The following is a 21,406-nucleotide window of genomic DNA, read 5'->3' on the forward strand; positions in this document are numbered from 1 at the left end:
GCTTTGGCGGCGGCTCCCCCCCGGGCGGCGGTGGGGGCACGGTATGCCCACCGGGGCCGACGTACGTGACGCCTCGGCCGACCTGCCTGACGTCTCGGCAGGGTCTTGTCAGCTGGCCAGCTTTCCGAAGTTGGAGCGGTGGAAGACCAGGGGCTGGCCGGCGCCGTGGTCGGCGGCGTGGAGCTGGAGAAGTACGACGATGTGGTCGCCGGCCTCGACCTCGCGATAGACGGTGCAGTCGAAGCGTGCCAGGCCCTCGTCGAGGGTGAGGGCGCCGTCACGGGACGAGCTGACCACGAGGCCGTCGAAGCGGGAGTCGACCGGCCCAGCGAGCCGCCGGCAGACCTCGCCGTGATGCTCGGCGAGCACGGTGACCCCCAGGTGAGCCGATCGGCGCAGGTCGGGCCAGGTCTTCGAGGTCCGGGCCACCGAGAAGGAGACCAGGGGCGGGTCCAGGGACACCGAAGTGAACGAGGAGGCCGCCAGCCCGATCGGCTTGCCGTCGATCAGGGCGGCGACCGCGACCACACCGGTGGGAAAGACCCCGAACGCCTTCCTCAAGGCTTGGGGATCGAGATCCTGGTTGGTCGTCAGGGGAGGTACGTTCGTCATCTCTGGTCCTCTCGTCGTGATGTCATCTACTCGATGAGCCCGGGTTCGACGACCGTGCTGAAGTCGACCTTCTCGGGGATCTCGCCTGCCTCGAAGAAGGCATCGGCCAGCTGCTGCTCGGAGGCGATGTGCTCCTCGGTCACCGGGCCGACCACGGAGGCCTTCTTCGCCGCCACTTCGCTGGTCGTCGAGACCGGGAGGCCCGACTCGGAGGCCCAGCCCTCGCCCCACTTGTCGGGGTTCTCCTGTGCCCATTCGAAACCGTCCCTGACCAGGCCGACGAAGTGCTCGATCGACTCACGGGTGTCGGTCTCCTCCAGCGAGGCCGCCGAGGCGATCTCGAAGGCGAGGTACGGGTCGGTGGTGCCGCCCTCGTCGGCCGTGATGTCGACGGCACCGTCCTCGTTGACTGCCTGGGTGACGAACGGGTCCCAGATCGACCAGGCATCGACCTCGCCGGCCTGGAACGCCGCCAGCCCCTCGGCGGGCTGGAGGTACTGCGGATCGACGTCGTCGAGGGTCAGACCGACCGACTCCAGCGCCAGCAGCAGGTGGCCATGGGCGGAGGTGCCCTTGCCGACGGCGATCTTCTTGCCCTTCAGATCGGCGGAGGACCTGATGTCGGACCCCTTCGGGACCAGGATCGAGTCGGTCTTCTCGTCCTGCTCCTCGACGGTGGCGATGACCTTGAAGGCTGCGCCGGCCGCGGCTCCGAAGATCGGCGGCGCCGAGCCGACCCAGGCCACGTCGATCTGGTCGGCGGCAGCCGCTTCGATGATCGGCGGCCCGGCGGTGAACTCCGACCACTCGATCTCGTAGGGCAGGTCCTCCAGCAGACCGGCCTGGGTCAGCACGGAGCGGATGCCGTCCTTCTGGACGCCGACCCGAAGAACGGGCTTGCCCTCGTCGGCCGAGCCGGACGAGCCACAGGCGGCGAGTGCACCGCCGAGAAGGACGAGCGCGGCCGGGGCCACGAGAAGTCGCGTCAGGATGCTGTGTGGGGACATGGTTGGGATGCCTTCTGTCTGTCGGTGGGGGTCATGCGGCCTGGTCGACGACGCCCAGGAGCGCCAGCAGCGCCGCTCGGCGCTCGACGATCTCGGGGTGGTCGCGTCGACGCGGGTGCGGCAACGTGATCTGCTCGTCGTGGACGATGGCGCCCTCGTCGATGAGGATCACCCGGTCGGCGAGCAGGAGGGCCTCCTCGACGTCATGGGTGACCATGAGGACGGCCGGGCGATGGACGTCGACCAGGCGGCGTACGAGATCCTGGGCGGCGATCCGAGTGAGCGCGTCCAGGGCACTGAACGGCTCGTCGAGGAGGAGCAGATCCGGCTCACGCACGAGCGCGCGGGCCAGAGCCACCCGTTGGCGCTGGCCGCCGGAGAGCTGGCGCGGCCAGGCCTTCTCGCGCCCGTCCAGGCCGACCTCCACGAGCATCTGCCGGGCGTGGGCGACGGCGCCGGGGCCCCGCAGACCCAGCGAGACATTGTCGAGGACCGTACGCCACGGGAACAGCCGTGGGTCCTGGAAGACGACCGCCGGGGCGGTGCCGGTGACCACCGTCCCGGTGGCGCCGGTGTCGAGGCCGCCGACGATGCGCAGCAGGGTGGACTTGCCGCTGCCGGAGCGGCCCAGCAGGGCCACGAACTCCCCGGAGCGGATCTCCAGATCGATCCCGGCGAGCACCTCGTGCTCGCCGAAGGCACGGTGAACTCCCGCCAGCGAGGCGACGGCGCTCATGCGCCTCTCCCTTCGTCACGCCAGCGCAGCGCGCGGCGCTCGAGCAGTCGTACGGCCCAGTCGGTGAGCAGACCGAGCACGGCGTAGCAGAGCAGGCCGACCACGATCACGTCGGTCTGCAAGAAGTCGCGCGCGTTGTTGATCAGGAAGCCGAGACCGGCGCCGGCATTGACCTGCTCGGCCACGATCAACGCGATCCAGGCCATGCCGAGTGCCTGACGCAGCCCGACCAGCAGGCCGGGCGTGACCGCCGGCAGGTACAGGTGGCGCAGGCGCTCGGACCAGGTGAGCCGCAGCGCGCCGGCCACCTCGGCGAGGTCCGGGTCGACCCCGCGCAGCGCCGCGACCAGGTTGAGGTAGAGCGGCACGATCACGAAGAGCGCGACCAGGTAGATCTTGGGCTCCTCCTTGATCCCGAACCAGATGATGAACAGCGGCACCAGTCCGAACAGCGGCAGTGTCCGCAGCATCTGGACCAACGGGTCGACCAGGGCATCACCCAGAGCGCTCAGGCCGACGATCCCACCGAGCACGAACGCGATCAGCGCCCCGAGCACGAAGCCGAGAGCGGCGCGGCGCGCGGAGACGGCGATCGCCTCCTGCAGCTGCCCGCTGCCGATCAGCTCCCAGGCGGTGCCGGCCAGCTGCACCGGCGAAGCCAGGGTGCGTTCGTCGAGGACCCCGAGCGAGGAGAGCAGCTGCCATACCGCCAGCACGAACACCGGGCTGAGCGAACGCAGGACCTTGAGCGTACGCGGCGCGAGCACGCTCCGGCGTGCCGAGACCTTCCGCCCGGCGGGTGCCGCTCCGGCGACCTCCTCGGCGACCGGATCGGCCGCAGCAAGACCGGCCACCTGGCTCATCGAGGAGCCCCGAACGGGACCGCGGCCCCGCGGCCGGCGACCGGGGCCGGGTGGGACCACAGACCCCGGCGGGCGAGCTCGGGCAGGACCCCCTCGCCGAACCAGTAGGACTCCTCCAGGTGCGGGTAGCCCGAGAGCACGAACTCGGTGATCCCCACCGCGTGATAGGCCTCGACCAGGTCCGCGATCTCGGTGTAGGAGCCGACCAGTGCCGTCCCGGCACCACCGCGGACCAGCCCGACCCCCGCCCACAGGTTGGGATGGATCTCGAGCCCGTCGCGCGAGCCCTGGTTGAGCTCCAGCATCCGCCGCTGGCCCTCCGAGACGCTGCGGGCGAGCCCTGCCTGGACACGCGTGATGTCCTCGTCGGAGATGTTCTCCAGCAGCCGGTCCGCCTCGGCCCATGCTGCCGACGACGTCTCGCGGGCGATCGAGTGCAGGCGGATCCCGAAGCGGAGCTCGCGCCCGCGGTCGGCGGCCAGCTTCTTCACGCGTGCGATCTTCTCCGCCACCGCGGCCGGCGGCTCACCCCAGGTCAGGTAGACGTCGGCATGCTCGGCGGCGACCTCCAGCGCGGCAGGTGAGGAGCCGCCGAAGTAGACGTCCGGGACCGGCGTGGGCCGCTGCTCCAGGCGCGCGTTCTCGACCGAGAGATGCTTCCCGGAGAAGGTCACCGTCTCCCCCGCCCAGAGCCGGCGGACGATGTGCAGGAACTCCCCGCACCGCTCGTACCGCTCGTCCTTGGCCAGGAAGTCGCCGTACATCCGCTGCTCGTGGTCCTCACCGCCGGTGACGACGTTGAGGAGCAGCCGCTGCCCGGACAGGTTCTGGAAGGTGCCGGCCATCTGTGCGGCGAGGTAGGGCGAGACCGAGTCGGGCCGGAAGGCGACCAGGAACTTCAGCCGCTCCGAGAGGGAGCTGAGCATCGCGGTCGTCACCCAGGCGTCCTCGCACCACGCGCCGGTCGGCGTCAGCGCCGCCTCGAACCCGAGCTGCTCGGCGCTGCGTGCGATCTGGCCGAGATAGGGCACCGTCGCCGGACGGCCCGCCGCCAGCGCACTGACGCCGTGACCGCCGCCGATCACGTGACGGCCGTCGCCGCCGTTGGTCGGGAGGAACCAGTGGAACTTCAGAGTGCTCATCGCTGCCTTTCAGGTGGGATGTGTGGGGGATGTGGGGATGTCAGATCTGCCCGTGCCGAGGCGGCGGGGTCCGGTCGACTGCCCAGCGCCCGAGGTGCTGGACCTTCCAAGCCGCCGGGTCGTGGAGGGTGTGGGTGCGTGCGTTGCGCCAGTGGCGGTCGAGGTTGGTGGACGTCAGAGCCGCCCGGGCGCCAGAGACCTCGAGCAGCCGGCTGGTGACGTCGACCGACACCTTCGCGGTCGACGCGCGGGCGGCCGCCACCGCCAGGCTCGCCTCCGCGGCCGACTCGGCGGTGAGGTCCGCGTCGGCCTCGTCGACGCGGCGACCCGCCTCGGCGAGGAGCGCCTCGGCGCTGCGAACGGCCAGCTCCATCTCGCCGAAGGCGTGGACGACCAACGGGTCCTGCGCGGCCGTCTCGACCCCCGCGAACGCGACGGCGTCTGCGTAGGGGCGGGACTTCGTGCGGACGAACTCGGAGGCCTCGTCCAGGGCACGCCGGGCGATCCCTGCGTCGATGGCCGCGTGCAGCAGCTGGGCGAAGGCGCCGTAGGTCGTCGGCACCTCGAAGGTGACCGCGAACGGCGTCACCCAATCGTCCGCTACCGGAACGTTTGTGAAGCGAACTGTTCCAGAACCAGTCGTACGCTGCCCGACGGCGTCCCAGTCGTCGATGATCTCGACGCCGGGAGTCTCCGTGCGGACCCACGCCACCTGCAGCGGCCCGTCGACGTCACGCCGCGCGAGCACAGCGAGGTAGTCGGCGAAGAGGGAGCCGGTGCAGTAGAACTTCTCGCCGTTCAGCAGCCACTCCCCCTCCTCCCGGGCAGGGGTGAGGGTCGTGCGGATGTCCCGCACGTGCTTGGTCCCGAACTCCGACTGCGCGTTGGCGACCAGGGCCCCGGCCCGCACCTCGCTGTAGATCCGCTGCTGCTGCTCGCGGGTGCCGTTCAACCGGAGCTGGTTGAGGAAGACGAAGTGGCTGTGCGGGACCTGGCCGACGTTGGGATCACCCCACGAGACCAGCCGAAACACCTCCGCCACGGCCGTGGCCGGGAGCGCCGGACCGCCGAACTCGAGCGGGACGGTGAGCGCACCGAGCCCGGCGGCGGCGTACGCCTTGACCTGGTCGTAGGGCAGGGCCCTCACCCGGTCGCGTCCGCCGTCGCCGAGCGCGAGCTCTTCGGCCAGCCGCCGCGCCACCAGCGGCGCGGTCTCGGCATCGAGTCGGGCGATCTCCGTCGTACTCAAGCCACGGGCTCCAGCTGCTGGGCCTCGAGCTCGCGCACGATGGGGAGAACCTTCTGTCCGAAGTACTCGATGTCCTCGAGGTAGTGCAGGAAGCCACCCAGGATCAGGTCGGCGCCGGCCCTCTTGAGCTCCACGATCCGGTGCGCGACCTGCTCAGGCGTGCCGATCAGCCCGGTCCGGAAGCCGTCGTTGTACTGCACCAGGTCCTCGAAGCTGGAGTCCTGCCACATCCCGGTCTTGTCGCCCGTGGACTGCCCGGCCTGCTTGACCGCGGAGCCGAAGCCCTCGACGGCCTCACGGTCGGCCTTGTCGATGATCTCCCTGAGGGTGTCGCGCGCCTCCTTCTCGGTGTCGCGGGCGACGATGAAGCCGTTGATCCCGAACCTGACCCGACGCCCGAGCGGCTCGGCGACCGCGTTGACATCGGCGATCTGCGCGGCGAGGCCCTCGGGGGTGTTGCCGTTGGCGAAGTACCAGTCCGAGACGCGGCCGGCCATCGCCTTGGCGTCGGAGGAGTTGCCGCCCTGGAAGATCTCCGGGTGCGGGCGGCCCTCGCTGGCCAGCGGCTTCGGCTTCAGGTCGAAGTCGTGCAGCCGGTAGAAGTCGCCGTTGAGCTCAGCCGCGTCGCTCGTCCAGATCTCGCGCAGGTAGCGGATGAACTCCTCCGAGCGGCGGTAGCGCTCGCCGTGCTCGAGCCAGGGCTCCCCGAGCTGGGTGAACTCGTTCTTGAACCAGCCGGAGACGACGTTGACGGCCGCGCGTCCGCCGGAGATGTGGTCGGCGGTCGCCAGGAACTTGGCCAGTACGCCGGGCTGCCACAGCCCCGGGTGGACGGCGGCGATCACCTTCAGCCGCTCGGTGGCCAGCAGCAGCGCGAGCGAGAACGAGGTGGACTCGTGCTGGTAGGCCGCGCCGTAGGAGGCCATGTAGCGCACCTGGGACAGGGCGTACTCGAAGCCGTTGTTCTCGGCCAGCTGTGCGAGCTTCTTGTTGTAGTCGTAGCTCCAGTCGGTGCGCTGCTCGATCTTGCTCACCACCAGGCCGCCGCTGACGTTGGGCACCCAGTAGGCGAACTTCAGGGGCTCGGTTGCCGGTGAAGTCATGCTGGTCTCCTTGGATCGCGAATGTCTACTAAACTTATCTGATTAAACACACGACGGGACCGGATCTCCCGATGTGGACCACCGGAAGACCCGATCCCGTGATAGGTGCCGCCTATCAGGCGACACCAGAGCGAGAGGCTCTACTGATCACCGAAGGGCGGCTCACGTGTACCAGGTGGGCGCGGGGATCTCCCCGAGCAGCGCATAGCGCCCCACCTCGGCCCGCTTGTGCGCGACCGGGTCGTGGAGCGAGTGGGTGCGGATGTTGCGCCAGAAGATGTCCAGGCCGACCTTGTTCGACGTCGCCCGGGCGCCGGTGAGGTCGTAGACCTTGGTGCCGATCTCGAGACCGACGTCGATCGCGACCTGCTTCGCCGCGGCGATCACCACCGCCGCCTCGCCGCGCTCCTGCTCGGTGACCTCGTCGGCATGGCCGTTGATCGCCTCGATCAGGCCAGCCGCCCGCTCGGCCAGCGCCTGTGCCGCCCACAGCCTCGCGGTCAGGTCGCCGTACGTCTCCTGGATGTAGAACTCCTCGCTCCCCGTCTCCTTGACGTCACCGGCGTAGGGCCAGGCGCGGGTCGTGTCGCGGGTGTAGGTCGCGGCGGTCGCCAGCGCGCCCTCTGCGATCCCGAGGTAGAAGCTGGTGAAGACGAGCTGGATGATCGGCACGTTGAGCGTGTTGTAGACCCTCGGGACGAACTCGTACGTCCCGTCGTCCTGCTTCACGTAGCCGGCCGCCGACTCCCAGGGGACCCGCACGCCGTTGATCTCGACGGCGCCGGACTCGGTGAGCCGCTGGCCGAGGTTGTCCCAGTCGCCGGCGAAGACGATGGCCTCCTGCTGGGTCGGGACGATCGCGAAGACATGCTGCTCCGTGCCCTCGATGACGCCCTCGAGCACCGTCAGGTCGGAGATCCTTCCGCCGGTCGAGAACGACTTGCGACCGGTGAAGACGAGCTCGTCGCCCTCGACCCTGATCACCAGGTCGTCGTCGCGCGGGTTGACCGCGCCACCGAAGAAGAATTTGTTCTCGGTGTAGAGCTGCTCGACGGCCGCGATCTGCTCCGGGGTGCCGACCAGCCGCGCCGCCCACGCCCACAGGTAGTGGTAGCCGAGCAGCTGCCCGATCGAGCCGTCGCCGGCAGCCACCGCGCGGATCACGCGCAGCGCGGTCGTCCAGTCCTGGCCGGCGCCGCCGTGCTCGGCGGGGCCGAGCAGGGTGACCAGGCCACTCTCCTTGAGCAGGTTCACCTCGTACGTCGGGACCTGGTTGGCCCGGTCGCGGGCGACCGCGTCCACGGAGAGCCTGGTGGCCACCTCGCGGGCACGGTCCACCCAGCCCTCCGGGGTCGTGGGTGCCGCGCCGAACTCCGCGGCGTTGCGTACAGCTTCGGTTGTCATCGCGCCCTCTCAGTCTTGCGTCGTGGATGTTTCTGTCCTTAATCGACCAAATTACTTGAGAATGGAACGCGTGAGGCAGGCTGTACGCCAGCGATCACCGATCACCCGCTCGGGATGACCGATCACCGACCACCTATCACCGACCGACGAGAGGACAGCGTGAGGATCGAGCAGCTGGAGTACATCGCGGCCGTGACCCAGTACGGCTCGCTGCGTCGCGCGAGCGAGCAGCTCCACATCTCCCAGCCCGCCCTGAGCGAGGCGATCACCAAGCTCGAGCGCGAGCTCGGCGTGACCCTGCTCGACCGGCGCCGCGCCGGCGCCCGGATCAGCCGCGAGGGCCAGGAGCTGCTGCACTCCATGTCGGACGTCTTGGAGGCCGTCGACCGCCTCCGCCTGGCCGCCGGCGACCAGCACGCCGGGGTCAGCTCGGTGCGGGTCGGCACCGTCCACGCCGGCACCTCGACGGTGCTGCTACCGACGTTGCGGAGGTTCGCCGACGAGCATCCGCGCACGAGCGTCGAGGTCCGCACCATGGTCCAGGAGGACATCTACCTCGCCCTGGTCGAGGGCACGATCGACATCGGCCTGGTCAACCTGCTCGACGGCGACGACCTGCCGCCGACGGTCGAAGGCACCGTACTTCTCCACGGACGGCCGATCGTGGTGCTGCCCGCGGACCACCCGCTCGCGTCTCGTGACGAGGTCACCGTCGAGGAGCTCCGCGAGGAGCCGTTCGTCGGCATGCGCTCGGGCTACCTGATGTATCGCTTCGCCCACCGCGTCTTCGGTCGCGACCTCCCCCACCACTGGCACGCCACCGACGGCGCCGAGATGGGCAAGATGATGGTCGGCGAGGGCCTCGGACTGACCCTGCTGCCCGACTACAGCGTCGTCGGCGACCCACGCGAGACCGGCGGGCACATCACCGTACGTCCCCTCGCCGGTGACCGCTCCCGGGTGACGATGGCCGCGGTGCGACGGCACAACGCGCGTACGACCTCGGGAGCTCGCAGCCTCCTCGACCTGCTCGCCGAGACGGCTGCCCGCTCTCAGCCCTCGGCCGGCTCGTAGCTCTGCACGAACTCGGTGAGCCGGGCGAGCTGGTCGGGGTCGGTGCTCGGGATGACGCCGTGGCCGAGGTTGAAGATGTGGCTCGTGGCGCGCCGACCGGTCTCGAGGATCTTCCCGGCCTGCTCGAGCATCACCTCGGTGGGTGCGAAGACGAGGGCGGGGTCGAGGTTGCCCTGGACTCCGAACTCGTCCCCGAGCTGGGTGATCGCCCAGTCCAGCGGGGTGCGCCAGTCGACACCGACGATCTCGGCACCGGCGCTGCCCATCAGCGGAAGGAGCATGGCGGAGTTGACGCCGAAGTGGATCCGCGGGACACCGAGCTCGCCGATCCGGGTCATCACCTGGGTGGAGTAGGGCAGCACGTGGCGCTCGTAGTCGGCGGGCGTGCACGCGCCGGCCCAGGAGTCGAAGAGCTGCACCGCGGAGGCGCCCGCGCGGACCTGGACCTCCAGGAACGCGCCGGAGATCCCGGCGATCTTGCGCATCAGGGCGTCCCACACGTCGGGGGCACCGAACATGAGCGCCTTGGTCTTGGCGTACTCCTTCGAGGGGCCGCCCTCGACCAGGTACGAGGCCACGGTGAACGGGGCGCCGGCGAATCCGATCAGCGGGGTGCCGCCGTTGACGCCGGCGAGCTCGCCGACCAGGTTCTGGACGGCCTCGGTGATGTAGGGGACGTGCTCCGGGGTCAGGTCCGGGATCGCCTCCACGTCGGCCAGGGTGCGGACCGGGTTCGCGATCACCGGGCCGACACCGGGCTTGATGTCGAGGTCGACCCCGACCGCCTTCAGGGGCAGCACGATGTCGGAGAAGAAGATGGCCGCGTCGACTCCGTAGCGGCGTACGGGCTGGAGGGTGATCTCGGTGATCAGCTCGGCATTCTGGCAGGACTCGAGCATGCCAATGCCCTCGCGGACCTTCAGGTATTCGGGCAGCGAGCGGCCGGCCTGGCGCATGAACCACACCGGCGTACGGCTCGGCTTTTCTCCGGCGAGTGCCTGCAGGAACGGGGAGGATGCGAGGGCCACCTGGCAATGGTCCCATCCGGTGCGGCGTGTACGCACATCGCGAATCGCGCAGAAGACATACCCTGTTCACATGGTCGTCCGTGGAGAGTCGCGTCCCGCCGCGGGACCGGAGACCGGTCCTGCCGTGTTCCGGTCCGCCGCGGAAGGAATGCGCGCCGCGACCTTCCGGCCCGAGGTGCTGGCAGAGGAGATGCCGGCGCCGCAGCGGATCGCTCCGCACGCCGCGGCGCTGTCGGCAGATGTGACCGTCGGCGACGTCGACGTGGCGACCGGACGGCTGATCCTGCTGCACGACCCCGACGGCAACGACGCCTGGGGCACGGTGCACGGACTGCCCGGCACGTTCCGCCTGGTGGCCTACACGCGGGCCGATATCGACGTCGAGCACATCAGCGACCCGCTGCTGGGCGAGGTCGGCTGGTCCTGGCTCCTCGACGCGCTGTCCGGCCACGGCGCCGAGCACGTCGCCGCGGCCGGCACCGTGACCCGCGTGGCCACCGAGTCCTACGGCGGGATGGCCGACGAGGACGGCACCGCCCAGATCGAGATCCGCGCCTCCTGGACGCCGGTCGGGACGGCCTCGGGCGATCTGGATCTCCGACCACACACCGAGGCGTGGGGCGAGCTGCTCTGCACGGCTGCGGGACTTCCTCCGGTGCCGGAGGGCGTCACCGTCATGCCGAGCCGGCGAGGGCAGCGAGGCGCGTGATCGAAGACAGGACCGAGGCCGAGACGGGGCCGGACACACCAGAAGATGCTGCTCCGGCGCCGCTGCTGACCCTGCGCGACGGGCTGCCTCCGGTCACCGACACCGACGAGGGCCTGGTCAAGGCCGCTGCGGCCATCGCCGCCGGGACCGGGCCGGTCGGGATCGATGCCGAGCGCGCCTCGGGCTACCGCTACTCCAACCGCGCCTACCTGATCCAGCTGCGCCGCGAAGGCTCCGGGATCTGGCTGATCGACCCGATCGAGCTGACCACGATGCAGCCGCTGGTCGACGCGCTCGAGGGCACCGAGTGGATCCTGCACGCCGCCACCCAGGACCTCCCCTGTCTCAGCGACCTCGGCCTACACCCCTCCGTCCTGTTCGACACCGAGCTCGCCGGTCGGCTGCTGGGCTATCCACGCGTCGGGCTCGGCACCCTGGTCGAGACGGTGCTGGGCTTCACCATGCTGAAGGAACACTCCGCGGCCGACTGGTCGACCCGGCCGCTGCCGGACGCCTGGCTGGAGTACGCCGCGCTCGACGTCGAGGTGCTCGTCGAGCTGCGCGACGCGCTGGCTGACGAGCTCGTCGCTGTCGGGAAGGACGCGTGGGCACGGCAGGAGTTCGACTGGTTGCGCGGGTTCGAGGCGCCGGTGCGTACCGATGCCTGGCGCCGCACCTCCGGCATGCATCGCGTCCGCGGCCGCCGCGGCCTGGCCGCGGTGCGTGAGCTGTGGACCGAGCGCGACCGGATCGCGCAGCAGCGCGACGTCACCCCGAGCCGGATCATTCCCGACGCCGCGATCGTCGCCGCCGCGCAGGACCTCCCGCAGGACAAGGCCGCGCTGCTCGGACTGAAGGGCTTCCACGGCCGTGGCGCCGAGCGCTACGCGACCTCCTGGGTGAAGGCGCTCAACCACGCGGTCACGATGGAGGAGGACGAGCTCCCGGTGCGGTCGCCGCGCTCCGACGGGCCTCCCCCGCCGCGTGCGTGGGCCGACAAGGACCCCACAGCCGCCCGTCGCCTCACGCTGGCGCGTGAGTCCGTCAACGCGCTCGCCGAGGCCCGCAACCTCCCCGCCGAGAACCTGCTCACTCCCGACTTCCTGCGCCGCGCCATGTGGACACCCCCGAAGACCCGCGACCCCGGCGCCCTGCTCGACGGCATCATCGAGATCCTCTCCGGCTTCGGCGCCCGCGGCTGGCAGATCGCCCTCACCGCCCCGCTCCTCACCGACGCCGTCCTCCACGCCGACATCGAGCCCTGACGCCCGGTCCTGGGCGAGAGGTCAGGCGCGTCGGCCGAAGCGTCGCGTACGTCGGCCGAAGCGTCACGTATGTCGGCCGAAGCGTCAGGCGCGACGGCCGAAGCGTCACGTACGTCGGCCGACTTGGCATCGATGTGACGCCTCGGCCGGCCTGACCGACTTCTCGACCGACGTACGTGACGCCTCGGCCGACCTGACCGACCTCTCGACCGACGTACGCGACGCCTCGGCCGACCTAGCCGACCTCTCGACCGACGTACGCGACGCCTCGGCCGGCCTGACCGACCTCTCGACCGACGTACGTGACGCCTCGGCAGCTAGGAGCTGGGTGAGATGGAGGGGGACGGGGAGGCCGGCGGCGTGGGCTGGGGGAAGACGGTCTTGGAGAGCTCGTCGATCTGGACCGCGTAGCCCTCCACCTGGTCGGGCTCGGCGACCGCGAACGAGCCTCGGACGGCGACGGCGGCGACCTTCTGGAGCTGGGCGAGCTGGGTGGCCTCGGGGAGGACCTGCATGTCGCGCACGGTGTCGGTGAAGATCCGGGCGTTCTTGGGGTTGCGCTCGGGCTGGGTGAAGACCGGGGCGTAGCCGACCTCGGAGTTGACCGGCACGAAGTGACCGGTGCGGACCATCTTCACGACCGACTCGGTCGAGATGAGGTAGGTGAGGAAGTCGGCGGTGGCGTCGGGGTCGGCGGTCTCCGAGCCCATGCACAGCCCGGCGTAGTCGCCGGTGGTGCCGTTACCACCCGGCATCGGCATCACGTCCCACTCCGTCGCGTCGGTCGCCCGAAGGTCCGAGACCAGCGAACGGTCACCGACCAGCGCCACCAGGCGACCCTGCTTGAAGGCCTGGAACGGGGTGCGCCCGTTGAGCTCCTTCGCGGTGGCCAGCACGTTGGGCTGGGTCAATGCCTCGACCAGGTCCTCGTACGCCCCGGCCGAGTCCTCCAGCGCGGTGGACGTCGGAACCAGCGGGTCGTCGAAGAGGGTCGCGCCGGCACCGGCGAGCCAGGGCATCAGCGCGGAGAGGTTCTGCTCCACGTAGGTGCCCCGGACACCCTTGTGGTGCTCGGTGGCGTAGGTCATCGCCGAGCTGAACTGCTCGAGGGTCCAGCCGCGCAGGGAGCCGTCGGCCCGGACGCTGGGGGTCGGGAGGCCCTCCTCCTTCATGGCGTCGAAGTCGATCAGTCCGGTGTTGACGTAGACGACCTGCGGTGAGACCGAGTAGGGCATGCACTCGAGGCGGCGTTCGACGGAGAAGTCCTCCATCGCCTCGCGGGAGTACTTGTCACCGAAGTCGACGTTGCGGGCCTCGAGCAGGGTGTCGACGGGCTGGATCCGCTTGTCCTCGGCGAACATGGCGACGTCGGCGCGCGGGGTGAGCACCACGTCGACCTTCTCGCCGCTGCTGACCGCCGCGGTGAGCTGGTCGGCGGTCGGCCAGGACTTCACCTCGACGGTGACGTTCGGGACCTCTTGGGTGTATTCGGCGGCCAGCTGCTTGTAGGTGTCGACCAGCGTCTTGTGGCCAGAGACCCCGAAGACGAGCTTCACCTTGGTCGGCGCCTTCGTCGCGGCGCTCGGCGAGGGCTTCGAGGCCGGCTCACCGCCGCAGGCGGCGAGGGACACCGAGAGAACCGCCACCAGAAGCGCCGTTGCCAGCCGCGTGCGCCGCACCATTTCCTCCATCTCAACACCAGGACCGGGTCTGTGATGGAACCACAGACCCGGTTTACCAGCGATTCACTTTACGATACGTACCTGGACACTTCCTGAGAAGGACGCTCCAGAACCGCCTCAGGCGAGGTGATCGCGTGCGGCCTTGATCACATCATCGAAGATCTCCTTGGCCAGCGCATCGCCCTCACGGCGTACGTCGGCGGGGTCCATCCGGATCAACCGATCCAGACGAACCTCCGAGGGCCGGCCCTGGCGGTCCCAACCGCCGGTGCCGACATCCATCCAGTGACGACCGTAGCGGGCCTCTTGGGCCTCGTCACGATCGTGGTCCTTGCTGGTCAGCATCAGGCAGAGGAGCACGCCGGCCTTCTGACCGATCACGAGAACCGGTCGGTCCTTGCCCTGGGTCTCGTCGTCCTCGTAGGGCACCCACCCCCAGACGACCTCACCCGGATCGGCGTTGCCGTCGCCGATCTCGGGGTCGTAGGAGATGGCGCTCGCGCGCTGCTGGTCAGTCATCTCAGCTCCAGAGAAAAGTAAAGAACACGCCGGACCGGGAGCGCCTCACGGCGCAAGGCCGCTCGAAGCGGCTGAAGTTGGGACCCGGGGCTGCCGCAGCCCGACGTGTTCGGGCACCAGTGTAACGGTGCGGCCAACCTCGGCCACATCAAAGCGAGCAGGAGGCTACCGCACCGGCGGGGCGACCTCAGGTCAGCCGCTGCTCCAGCTCGGCATGTCCCGCGGCCTCGAGCTGTTCGGAGAGCTGCAGCATGTTGCGTACGTCCTTGGCGGCCGCATCCGGGTCCAGCGCGGCCCGCCCGGCGGCGATGACCCGGGCGAAGGCGGCAGCGCGGAGAAGCACCACGGCGAAGTCGCTGCCGGCGATGCCGCGCAGCACCTCGTCGACCATCGCCTTGAGTTCCTCCGGCCCCGGAGGCTCCGCGACACCGGCCACGACCTGCGCGACCTGGGCCTTCGCCCGGCCGGCGTCGAACTCGCGCGCAGCACCGACCGGGTCGGCGTAGACCCAGCTGCGGAGCAGGAAGAGCCGCCACAGGCAGCCGGCCAGCGACTCCGCCGGCGAGTTCGACCAGACCTCCGCGATCGTCTCGATGCCCTCCGACTCGGCCAGATGGAGGATTCGCTCGGCGACCGCGGGGTCGTCGCTGTCCCGCGCCCCACGGACGAGCGCCGTCGCCGCCGCGTCGGCCGCCTCCTGCACCAGGGCAGGGTCGTCGCCCCCGAGGAGGGAGTCGAAGAAGCCGTCCCCGGGACGCATCGGCGAATGAAACTCTCTGGACATCGGATCGAGCGTAGCGGCCGCTGCACGCATGTAACACGTCGTTCGTAGGACTACTCGCCCTATCGGAACGACCGGACAGTCCTACGAACGACGTGTTACACGCCGCACGCGCTACCCGAGCAGCTTGCGGATCCGAGCGTCGGAGACCTTCTCGGCGGTGCCGAGATGCTGGGCCCAGAGCTGGACCCGGTATTCCTCGAGCATCCACCGCACCTGCCGCAGCCGCGGCCCGGGCGGCCGGCCCTCGGCCAGGGCCTCGACCTGGTGCAGGTAGGCGTCCTGGAGCGAGGCGATGCGGTCGTGGGTGGTCCGGTCGGCACGCAGGTCGGCGTCGAGCTTGCGGCGGCGTTCGACGATGGCCTTCAGATAGGTCGGATACCGCCGGATCTGCTGGGTGCCCGCCTCCGCGACGAACCCACGGTGCACCAGCCGGGCGAGCTGGTCCTTCATGTCGGTCAACGCGGGGAGCTGGAACATGTCGGCCCGCCCGGAGAGCGCCTTGTCGGTCTCGCGATAGGCCTCGAGCGCCCGCATCATGTCGGCCAGGACCGCCCGGACGGCCGCGACCAGGTCGGCCGGCGTGCCGGCGGCGGCCAGCACAGCGGCGTACGCATCCTCGGTCCGCGGCAGCGGGCGGGCATCGACCAGCTGGCGGACGACGGCGGCGCGGCAGTCCTCGACGAGCTCGGCGGCGCTGGGGTAGGGCGACCCGGCCAGCGCGAGCTTCTCCATCGTGGAGAGCCCGTCGACGACCTGCTTACCGACGTCGGGCAGCGCCAGGAGCACCAGCCGGACGACGCCGAGACGATGGCGTGCCTCGGCCTCCTCGGCAGACCCGGCGACGACGAGACCGACCGTCGCGCCCTCGTCGGAGAGGCACGGGAAGACGGTGACCTCGTGCCCCGCGCGCTTCTCCGTCACCGTGGCCTCGATCGACCCGAAGACCCAGGAGGTCTCGCCGGTGCGGGTGTGGCCGGCCGAGGCGGCGACCTCGGCGATCGCGGCCTCGAACTCGCCCTCCAGCGGGGCCTTGAGCGCGTCCAGGTCCTTGCCGCGGGCCGTCTCGCGACCGTCCTCGCCGACGACCCGGTAGGTCGGGCGCAGATGCTCGGGCACCTTGGCCCAGTCCCAGGCCTCGCGGGGGATGTGCACGCCCGCGGTCGAGCGCGCCCAGCGCTCCAGGGCGATCAGCAGCGGCTCCTCCCCCGGCGGCGTCTCCTTCAGGAACGCGCGCGCCTTGTCGGGCGCCGGCACGAAGCTGACCCGCAGCGGCTTGGGAAGCGACCGGATCAGCGCGGTCACCAGCTCCTCGCGCAGCCCCGGCACCAGCCAGGAGAAGTCGTCGGCGCCGACGCGGTTGAGGGTGGCGACGGGTACGTCGATCGTCAGCCCGTCATCGGTCGCGCCCGGCTCGAAGTGGTAGCTCAGGTCGAAGGTCAGGGGGCCTGCGTCCCAGGAGGCGGGGAAGTCGCTCTCGGTCACCTCGCCGGCGGCATCGTTGGTGAGCATCGACAGCTCGAAGGTGAGCAGGTCCGGTGTCTCCCGCCGGGCCTGCTTCCACCACTGGTCGAAGTGGGCGCCGGAGACGATGGAGGCCGGCAGCCGGCGGTCGTAGAAGTCGAAGAGCGCGTGCTCGTCGACCACGATGTCGCGGCGCCGGGCGCGGTGCTCGAGCTCCTCGGCCTCCTCGACGAGCTTCGCGTTGTCGCGGAGGAAGCGGTGATTCGTACGCCACTCCCCGTAGACCAGCGCATGGCGGATGAAGAGCTCGCGGGAGAGCTCGGGATCGATCTTGCCGAAGGCGACGGGACGATCGGCGACCAGCGGCACGCCGTAGAGCGTCACCTTCTCCCGCGCCATCACCGAGGCGCGCTTCTGGGACCAGTGCGGCTCGGAGTAGGTGCGTTTGACCAGGTCACGACCAAGGCTCTCGGCCCACTCGGGCTTGATCGAGGCGTTCTGCCGGGCCCAGAGCCGGGAGGTCTCGACGAGCTCCGCGGACATCACGAACTGCGGGTTCTTCCGGTGCAGCACCGAGCCAGGGAAGATCGCGAACTTCGCCCCGCGAGCGCCCTCGTACTCCCGCGGGCCTGGCCGCCGCCGGTCCCTTCCGGCGGCTGCGTCGGCCTTCTTGTCCCGCTCCTCCAGCGCCCCGATGTGCGAGAGCAGCCCGGAGAGCAACGCCTGGTGGATGCCGTCGGCGTCGTACGCGGCTCCCTCTGATTTCGGTGCGGTTTCCCCCTCGTCGTGACCGACGTCGCGGTGTCCCTTGCCGAGGTCGATCTTCATCTCCCGGCACACCTGACGCAGCTGCGACTCCAGGTCCTGCCACTCCCGGACGCGTACGTAGTGCAGGAACTCCCGCTTGCACAGCCTCCGGAACGCGCTGGAGGAGAGCTCGTGCTGCTGCTGCTTCAGATAGCGCCACAGGTTGAGCCAGGTGAGGAAGTCGGAGGTCTCGTCCTTGAACCGGGCGTGCAGCTGGTCGGCCTGTGCCTGCTCCTTGGGGTGGTCCTGCCCCGGCCGCTCGCGCGGATCCTGGAGCGAGAGCGCGGCGGCGACGACGATGACGTCGCGTACGCACCCGAGCCGCTCGGCCTCGAGCACCATCCGCGCCAGCCGCGGGTCGATCGGCAGCCGGGCCAGCCGCCGGCCCAGCTTGGTCAGCCGCTGCGCCCGCATCGCGCCGAGCTCCTCGAGAAGCTGTACGCCGGCGGTGATGTTGCGCCGGTCCGGCGCCTCCACGAACGGGAAGCGGGCGATATCCCCCAGCCCCAACGACGCCATCTGGAGAATGACCGAAGCCAGGTTCGTACGCAGGATCTCGGGGTCGGTGAACTCCGGCCGTCCCTCGAAGTCCTCCTCGGAGTAGAGCCGGATCGCGATGCCCGCCTGGACTCGCCCCGTACGTCCCGACCGCTGGTTGGCCGAAGCCTGCGAGATCGGCTCGATGGGCAGCCGCTGCACCTTGGTGCGGGCGGAGTAGCGGGAGATGCGCGCGACACCGGTGTCGACGACGTACTTGATCCCGGGGACCGTCAGCGAGGTCTCGGCGACGTTGGTCGCGAGAACGATCCGGCGGCCGGTGTGGGGCGAGAACACGCGGTGCTGGTCGGCGGCGGAGAGCCGGGAGAAGAGGGGAACGATCTCCACGAGCCCCGTCCCGGACCGCCCCCGGTTCAGCCCCAGCGCATCGCCCAGGGCATCGGCGGCGTCGCGGATCTCTCGCTCACCCGGCAGGAAGACGAGGACGTCGCCCGGCCCCTCGGCCGAGAGCTCCTTGACCGCGTCGACGATGGCCTCGGTCTGGTCGCGGACGACGACCTCGCCCTCTCCATCTTTTTCGGGCCCACTCTCCTCGGAGAGCTCCATCAGCGGCCGGTAGCGGACCTCGACCGGGTAGGTGCGACCGGAGACCTCGATGATCGGCGCGGGTTCCCCCGTGCGCACATCCGAGAAGTGGGCCGCGAACCGCTCCGGGTCGATCGTCGCCGAGGTGATGATCAGCTTCAGGTCCGGGCGTCGCGGCAGCAGCCGGCGCAGGTAGCCCAGCAGGAAGTCGATGTTCAGCGACCGCTCGTGGGCCTCGTCGATGATGATCGTGTCGTACTTCCGCAGGTCGCGGTCGCGCTGCAGCTCGGCGAGCAGGATGCCGTCGGTCATCAGCTTGATCCGCGACGCCTTGGACGACTTGTCCATGAACCGCACCTGGTAGCCGACCAGGTCGCCCAGCTCGGTGCCGAGCTCGGAGGCGATCCGCTCCGCCACCGACCGCGCCGCGATCCGGCGGGGCTGGGTGTGGCCGATCAGCCCGGCAGAGCCGCGCCCGAGCTCCAGGCAGATCTTGGGCAGCTGGGTCGTCTTCCCCGACCCGGTCTCACCGGCGACGATCACGACCTGGTGGTCACGGATGGCCGCCGCGATGTCCTCGCGGCGCTGGGTGACCGGAAGCTCGGCGGGATAGGTGATCGCCACGGAGACGGCGGCAGGCTGGTCGGAGGACATGAGGTCACCTATTCTCCCCCGGCGTACCCCTCGACCGCACATCGGTTTCCGGCACCGCCCGGCCCGCCGGATGGCGGGAGGTGCCGATGTGATTCCCGCCACAGGCCGGGTACCGTGGCCACCGGCACCAGGGGAGGCTGGGTCAACCCCCAGCTCACGAAGGAGTGACCCCGATGACCAGCGACCAGATCTTCCCCGACACCCCCACCCGACCGCCGTTCGACGCCGAGCTGACCCCGGTGCTCGAGATGGTCCGCCAGCACCTCCCGGCCTTCACCGAGGGGAACCTGACGCTGATGCGGCAGCAGAGCGACGAGGGCTTCCCGGGCATGGAGCCGACGGACCTGACCGTCGGCGGCGCGGTCCGGGTCGAGGAACGTCAGGTTCCTGGCCCCGAGGGCGCACCCGACATCACCCTGCTGATCCTGAGCCCCGCCGTCGAGGGTCCGCCGCGACCGGCGGTCTACCACACCCACGGCGGCGGCATGATCATCGGCAACCGCCGCCTCGGCGTGGAGCCCTTCCTCCCGCAGGTCGCCGACGGCAACGCCGTGGTCGTCTCGGTGGAATACCGACTCGCCCCCGAGCATCCCGACCCCGCACCCGTGGAGGACTGCTACGCCGGTCTGGTCTGGACCGCCAAGAACGCGGCCGACCTCGGCATCGACCCCGAGCGGATCCTGATCGCGGGCGCCAGCGCGGGTGGTGGTCTGGCGGCCGGCACCGCCCTGCTCGCCCGCGACCGCGCCTTCCCGAAGCTGACCCACCAGATCCTCATCTGCCCGATGCTCGACGACCGCTTCGAGACCCACAGCAGCCGCATGCTCGACGACGAGGGCGTGTGGGACCGCGGTGCCAACCTCTTCGGCTGGACCGCGCTGCTCGGCGATCGTCGCGGCGGCCCCGACGTCTCCCCGTACGCCGCTCCCGCACGCGCCGAGGACCTCACCGGTCTCCCCCGCACCTACATCGACACCGGCTCGGCGGAGACGTTCCGCGACGAGACGCTGACCTACGCGCGGCGGCTCTCCGAAGCCGGCGTCAGCGTCGATCTCCACATGTGGGGCGGCGGCTTCCACGGGTTCGACATGATGGCCGGCCACGCCGCCGTCTCGCGCGCCTCGATCGCGGCCCGCGACGAGTTCGTACGCAGGGCGCTCGAGTAGCCCGGGAGGTTCTGGTGCGAGATCTGATCGGCAAGCTCGAGGTGGTCGATGACGACACGGCCAGTGCGCTGCGCGTCATCGACCACTTCGACCGCCTCGTGGACGAGCGGGCCTCGACCGCCGCGGTCGTACGCGCCGCCGCAGCCCTCGCCGGTTCCACCGCCGGCCTCCACGACGCCGCGAGGGCCGTGGCCAAGCGGTTCACCCCCGACGGCCGGACCCTGACCGGCAAGGACGCGGGCGAGTGGCGCCACGAGCCCGTCCCGGGCCAGCCCGGTTCCTGGCTCTGGCTGGAGCGTCCCGGGGACCAGGGCCCGCTCGACGCGCTCATCCTCGAGCGGGCCGCCCGCGCCCTGCAGGCACTCAGCACCGGCTCGTCCGCCCCCTCGACCAGCGGGCTGGTCCGGATCGCGTGCGACCCCGATGCGACCGACGCGGACAGGCGTGACGCGGTCGCCCGGCTCGGCCTGACCGGGCCCGTCACCCTCGTCCTGAGCACCTCGGCGAACCTGCGGGCGACGCTGATCAGCACCGTCGGCGACCTGGTCCTCGCGCTGCTCCCCGGCACTCCCACCCTCCCGGACGGCATCCGCGCAGGCACCGCCCTCGCCCCCGACCCGCTCCGGCTGCCGACTGCGCTGGAGCAGGCGACCACGGCCCTCCGGCTGGCCGCCGACGTCGGCGGTCTCGCGCCCGCGGTGGTCGGCTACGACGACCTCGGGGCACTTGCCGTCATCGCCGAGCGGATCAGCGCCGACGAGGCGGCGGCGGTGGGTGACGTACGCCGTCTGGAGGAGCTGCTCGCCGGCCATCCGTGGGTCGTGGACACCCTCCACGCGGTGCTCGACCAGCCGAGCCTGCGGCAGTCGGCGGCGATGCTCCACGTGCACCACTCGACCCTGCAGGAGCGGCTGTCCTGGCTCACCGCCCAGCTCGGCTACTCGCCCGTCAAAGGGCGGGGACGGCAGCGCGCCGCCGTCGCGGTGCTGCTGTGGCGGATCGCGCAGGATGGGCGACCTCGAAGTTGAGGTCGCCCATCCGTTTCGCCGTCCGGCCGT

18 protein-coding genes are annotated in these 21,406 nt (G+C 70.5%); 5 read left to right on the forward strand and 13 right to left on the reverse strand.

Translation table 11 applies throughout. The features are described from left to right. Window positions 1–108: 108 nt before the first annotated feature. The 8 genes from ACFU7D_RS11750 to ACFU7D_RS11785 all read right to left on the reverse strand — a co-directional run bounded on the left by ACFU7D_RS11750 (window position 109) and on the right by ACFU7D_RS11785 (window position 8,116). On the reverse strand, window positions 109–612 hold the full coding sequence (locus tag ACFU7D_RS11750; RefSeq protein WP_378726357.1) for a flavin reductase family protein: 504 nt from the start codon (window positions 610–612) through the stop codon (window positions 109–111). Between the two features lie 26 nt (window positions 613–638). Continuing rightward, the gene (locus ACFU7D_RS11755) at window positions 639–1,619 is read right to left on the reverse strand and encodes an ABC transporter substrate-binding protein (protein ID WP_378726355.1); all 981 of its coding nucleotides are present in this window, start codon (window positions 1,617–1,619) and stop codon (window positions 639–641) included. A gap of 31 nt (window positions 1,620–1,650) precedes the next feature. Next, window positions 1,651–2,355 (reverse strand): ABC transporter ATP-binding protein, encoded by a 705-nt coding sequence (locus ACFU7D_RS11760; protein WP_378867215.1) that lies wholly within the window; start codon window positions 2,353–2,355, stop codon window positions 1,651–1,653. Continuing rightward, on the reverse strand, window positions 2,352–3,218 hold the full coding sequence (locus tag ACFU7D_RS11765) for an ABC transporter permease (RefSeq protein WP_378867217.1): 867 nt from the start codon (window positions 3,216–3,218) through the stop codon (window positions 2,352–2,354). Before ACFU7D_RS11765 ends, ACFU7D_RS11760 begins: the two co-directional genes overlap by 4 nt. Then, window positions 3,215–4,360, reverse strand: coding sequence for an LLM class flavin-dependent oxidoreductase (locus tag ACFU7D_RS11770; protein WP_378867219.1), 1,146 nt, complete (start codon window positions 4,358–4,360; stop codon window positions 3,215–3,217). The genes ACFU7D_RS11765 and ACFU7D_RS11770 overlap by 4 nt, the downstream gene beginning before the upstream one ends. A gap of 40 nt (window positions 4,361–4,400) precedes the next feature. Further along, window positions 4,401–5,609, reverse strand: coding sequence for an SfnB family sulfur acquisition oxidoreductase (locus ACFU7D_RS11775; RefSeq protein ID WP_378726347.1), 1,209 nt, complete (start codon window positions 5,607–5,609; stop codon window positions 4,401–4,403). Continuing rightward, entirely contained in the window at window positions 5,606–6,712 is a 1,107-nt protein-coding gene (gene sfnG / locus ACFU7D_RS11780) for a dimethylsulfone monooxygenase SfnG (RefSeq protein ID WP_378867220.1), read from the reverse strand. The genes ACFU7D_RS11775 and sfnG overlap by 4 nt, the downstream gene beginning before the upstream one ends. A 162-nt stretch (window positions 6,713–6,874) precedes the next feature. Then, the gene (locus tag ACFU7D_RS11785) at window positions 6,875–8,116 is read right to left on the reverse strand and encodes an acyl-CoA dehydrogenase family protein (RefSeq protein ID WP_378867222.1); all 1,242 of its coding nucleotides are present in this window, start codon (window positions 8,114–8,116) and stop codon (window positions 6,875–6,877) included. Window positions 8,117–8,275: 159 nt separating this feature from the next. Between ACFU7D_RS11785 and ACFU7D_RS11790 the strand changes: the two genes are divergently transcribed. Continuing rightward, complete coding sequence (locus ACFU7D_RS11790) at window positions 8,276–9,190, forward strand: LysR family transcriptional regulator (protein WP_378867224.1); 915 nt, start codon at window positions 8,276–8,278, stop codon at window positions 9,188–9,190. On the opposite strand, the gene hemE is transcribed toward ACFU7D_RS11790, so the two are convergent. Then, complete coding sequence (gene hemE, locus ACFU7D_RS11795; protein ID WP_378726339.1) at window positions 9,169–10,218, reverse strand: uroporphyrinogen decarboxylase; 1,050 nt, start codon at window positions 10,216–10,218, stop codon at window positions 9,169–9,171. The genes ACFU7D_RS11790 and hemE overlap by 22 nt on opposite strands. Window positions 10,219–10,288: 70 nt before the next feature. Here hemE and ACFU7D_RS11800 point away from each other — a divergent pair, with 70 nt between their 5' ends. Together ACFU7D_RS11800 and ACFU7D_RS11805 are read left to right on the forward strand one after the other, a co-directional pair. After that, a complete protein-coding gene (locus ACFU7D_RS11800) occupies window positions 10,289–10,927 on the forward strand; it encodes a DUF3000 domain-containing protein (protein ID WP_378726337.1) in 639 nt (212 codons plus the stop codon). Continuing rightward, entirely contained in the window at window positions 10,924–12,192 is a 1,269-nt protein-coding gene (locus tag ACFU7D_RS11805; protein WP_378867226.1) for an HRDC domain-containing protein, read from the forward strand. Before ACFU7D_RS11800 ends, ACFU7D_RS11805 begins: the two co-directional genes overlap by 4 nt. Window positions 12,193–12,509: 317 nt before the next feature. Here the strand turns inward: ACFU7D_RS11805 and ACFU7D_RS11810 are convergent, their stop codons facing one another. From ACFU7D_RS11810 to hrpA, 4 genes are all read right to left on the reverse strand, one after another. Beyond that, window positions 12,510–13,874 (reverse strand): ABC transporter substrate-binding protein, encoded by a 1,365-nt coding sequence (locus tag ACFU7D_RS11810; RefSeq protein WP_378867228.1) that lies wholly within the window; start codon window positions 13,872–13,874, stop codon window positions 12,510–12,512. Window positions 13,875–13,991: 117 nt separating this feature from the next. Next, window positions 13,992–14,393, reverse strand: coding sequence for a type II toxin-antitoxin system PemK/MazF family toxin (locus tag ACFU7D_RS11815; RefSeq protein WP_378726331.1), 402 nt, complete (start codon window positions 14,391–14,393; stop codon window positions 13,992–13,994). Window positions 14,394–14,580: 187 nt separating this feature from the next. Continuing rightward, window positions 14,581–15,177 (reverse strand): hypothetical protein, encoded by a 597-nt coding sequence (locus ACFU7D_RS11820; RefSeq protein ID WP_378726329.1) that lies wholly within the window; start codon window positions 15,175–15,177, stop codon window positions 14,581–14,583. Between the two features lie 111 nt (window positions 15,178–15,288). Continuing rightward, window positions 15,289–19,182, reverse strand: coding sequence for an ATP-dependent RNA helicase HrpA (gene hrpA / locus ACFU7D_RS11825; RefSeq protein WP_378867230.1), 3,894 nt, complete (start codon window positions 19,180–19,182; stop codon window positions 15,289–15,291). 173 nt (window positions 19,183–19,355) lie between these two features. Between hrpA and ACFU7D_RS11830 the strand changes: the two genes are divergently transcribed. Continuing rightward, window positions 19,356–20,348 (forward strand): alpha/beta hydrolase, encoded by a 993-nt coding sequence (locus ACFU7D_RS11830; RefSeq protein ID WP_378867232.1) that lies wholly within the window; start codon window positions 19,356–19,358, stop codon window positions 20,346–20,348. 14 nt (window positions 20,349–20,362) lie between these two features. Further along, on the forward strand, window positions 20,363–21,376 hold the full coding sequence (locus tag ACFU7D_RS11835) for a helix-turn-helix domain-containing protein (RefSeq protein ID WP_378867234.1): 1,014 nt from the start codon (window positions 20,363–20,365) through the stop codon (window positions 21,374–21,376). Window positions 21,377–21,406: the final 30 nt, after the last annotated feature.

Origin of the sequence: Nocardioides sp. NPDC057577 (assembly GCF_042801335.1) — a bacterium.
Taxonomy (GTDB): domain Bacteria; phylum Actinomycetota; class Actinomycetes; order Propionibacteriales; family Nocardioidaceae; genus Nocardioides.

Bases quoted from the DNA above. Each gene is read 5' to 3' on its own strand.
- ACFU7D_RS11800 (WP_378726337.1), top strand. From the start codon at position 10,289: ATGGTCGTCCGTGGAGAGTCGCGTCCCGCCGCGGGACCGGAGACCGGT.
- ACFU7D_RS11755 (WP_378726355.1), bottom strand. From the start codon at position 1,619: ATGTCCCCACACAGCATCCTGACGCGACTTCTCGTGGCCCCGGCCGCG.
- ACFU7D_RS11815 (WP_378726331.1), bottom strand. From the start codon at position 14,393: ATGACTGACCAGCAGCGCGCGAGCGCCATCTCCTACGACCCCGAGATC.
- sfnG (WP_378867220.1), bottom strand. From the start codon at position 6,712: ATGACTTCACCGGCAACCGAGCCCCTGAAGTTCGCCTACTGGGTGCCC.
- ACFU7D_RS11810 (WP_378867228.1), bottom strand. From the start codon at position 13,874: ATGGTGCGGCGCACGCGGCTGGCAACGGCGCTTCTGGTGGCGGTTCTC.
- ACFU7D_RS11760 (WP_378867215.1), bottom strand. From the start codon at position 2,355: ATGAGCGCCGTCGCCTCGCTGGCGGGAGTTCACCGTGCCTTCGGCGAG.
- ACFU7D_RS11785 (WP_378867222.1), bottom strand. From the start codon at position 8,116: ATGACAACCGAAGCTGTACGCAACGCCGCGGAGTTCGGCGCGGCACCC.
- hrpA (WP_378867230.1), bottom strand. From the start codon at position 19,182: ATGTCCTCCGACCAGCCTGCCGCCGTCTCCGTGGCGATCACCTATCCC.
- ACFU7D_RS11770 (WP_378867219.1), bottom strand. From the start codon at position 4,360: ATGAGCACTCTGAAGTTCCACTGGTTCCTCCCGACCAACGGCGGCGAC.
- ACFU7D_RS11820 (WP_378726329.1), bottom strand. From the start codon at position 15,177: ATGTCCAGAGAGTTTCATTCGCCGATGCGTCCCGGGGACGGCTTCTTC.
- ACFU7D_RS11750 (WP_378726357.1), bottom strand. From the start codon at position 612: ATGACGAACGTACCTCCCCTGACGACCAACCAGGATCTCGATCCCCAA.
- ACFU7D_RS11830 (WP_378867232.1), top strand. From the start codon at position 19,356: ATGACCAGCGACCAGATCTTCCCCGACACCCCCACCCGACCGCCGTTC.
- ACFU7D_RS11765 (WP_378867217.1), bottom strand. From the start codon at position 3,218: ATGAGCCAGGTGGCCGGTCTTGCTGCGGCCGATCCGGTCGCCGAGGAG.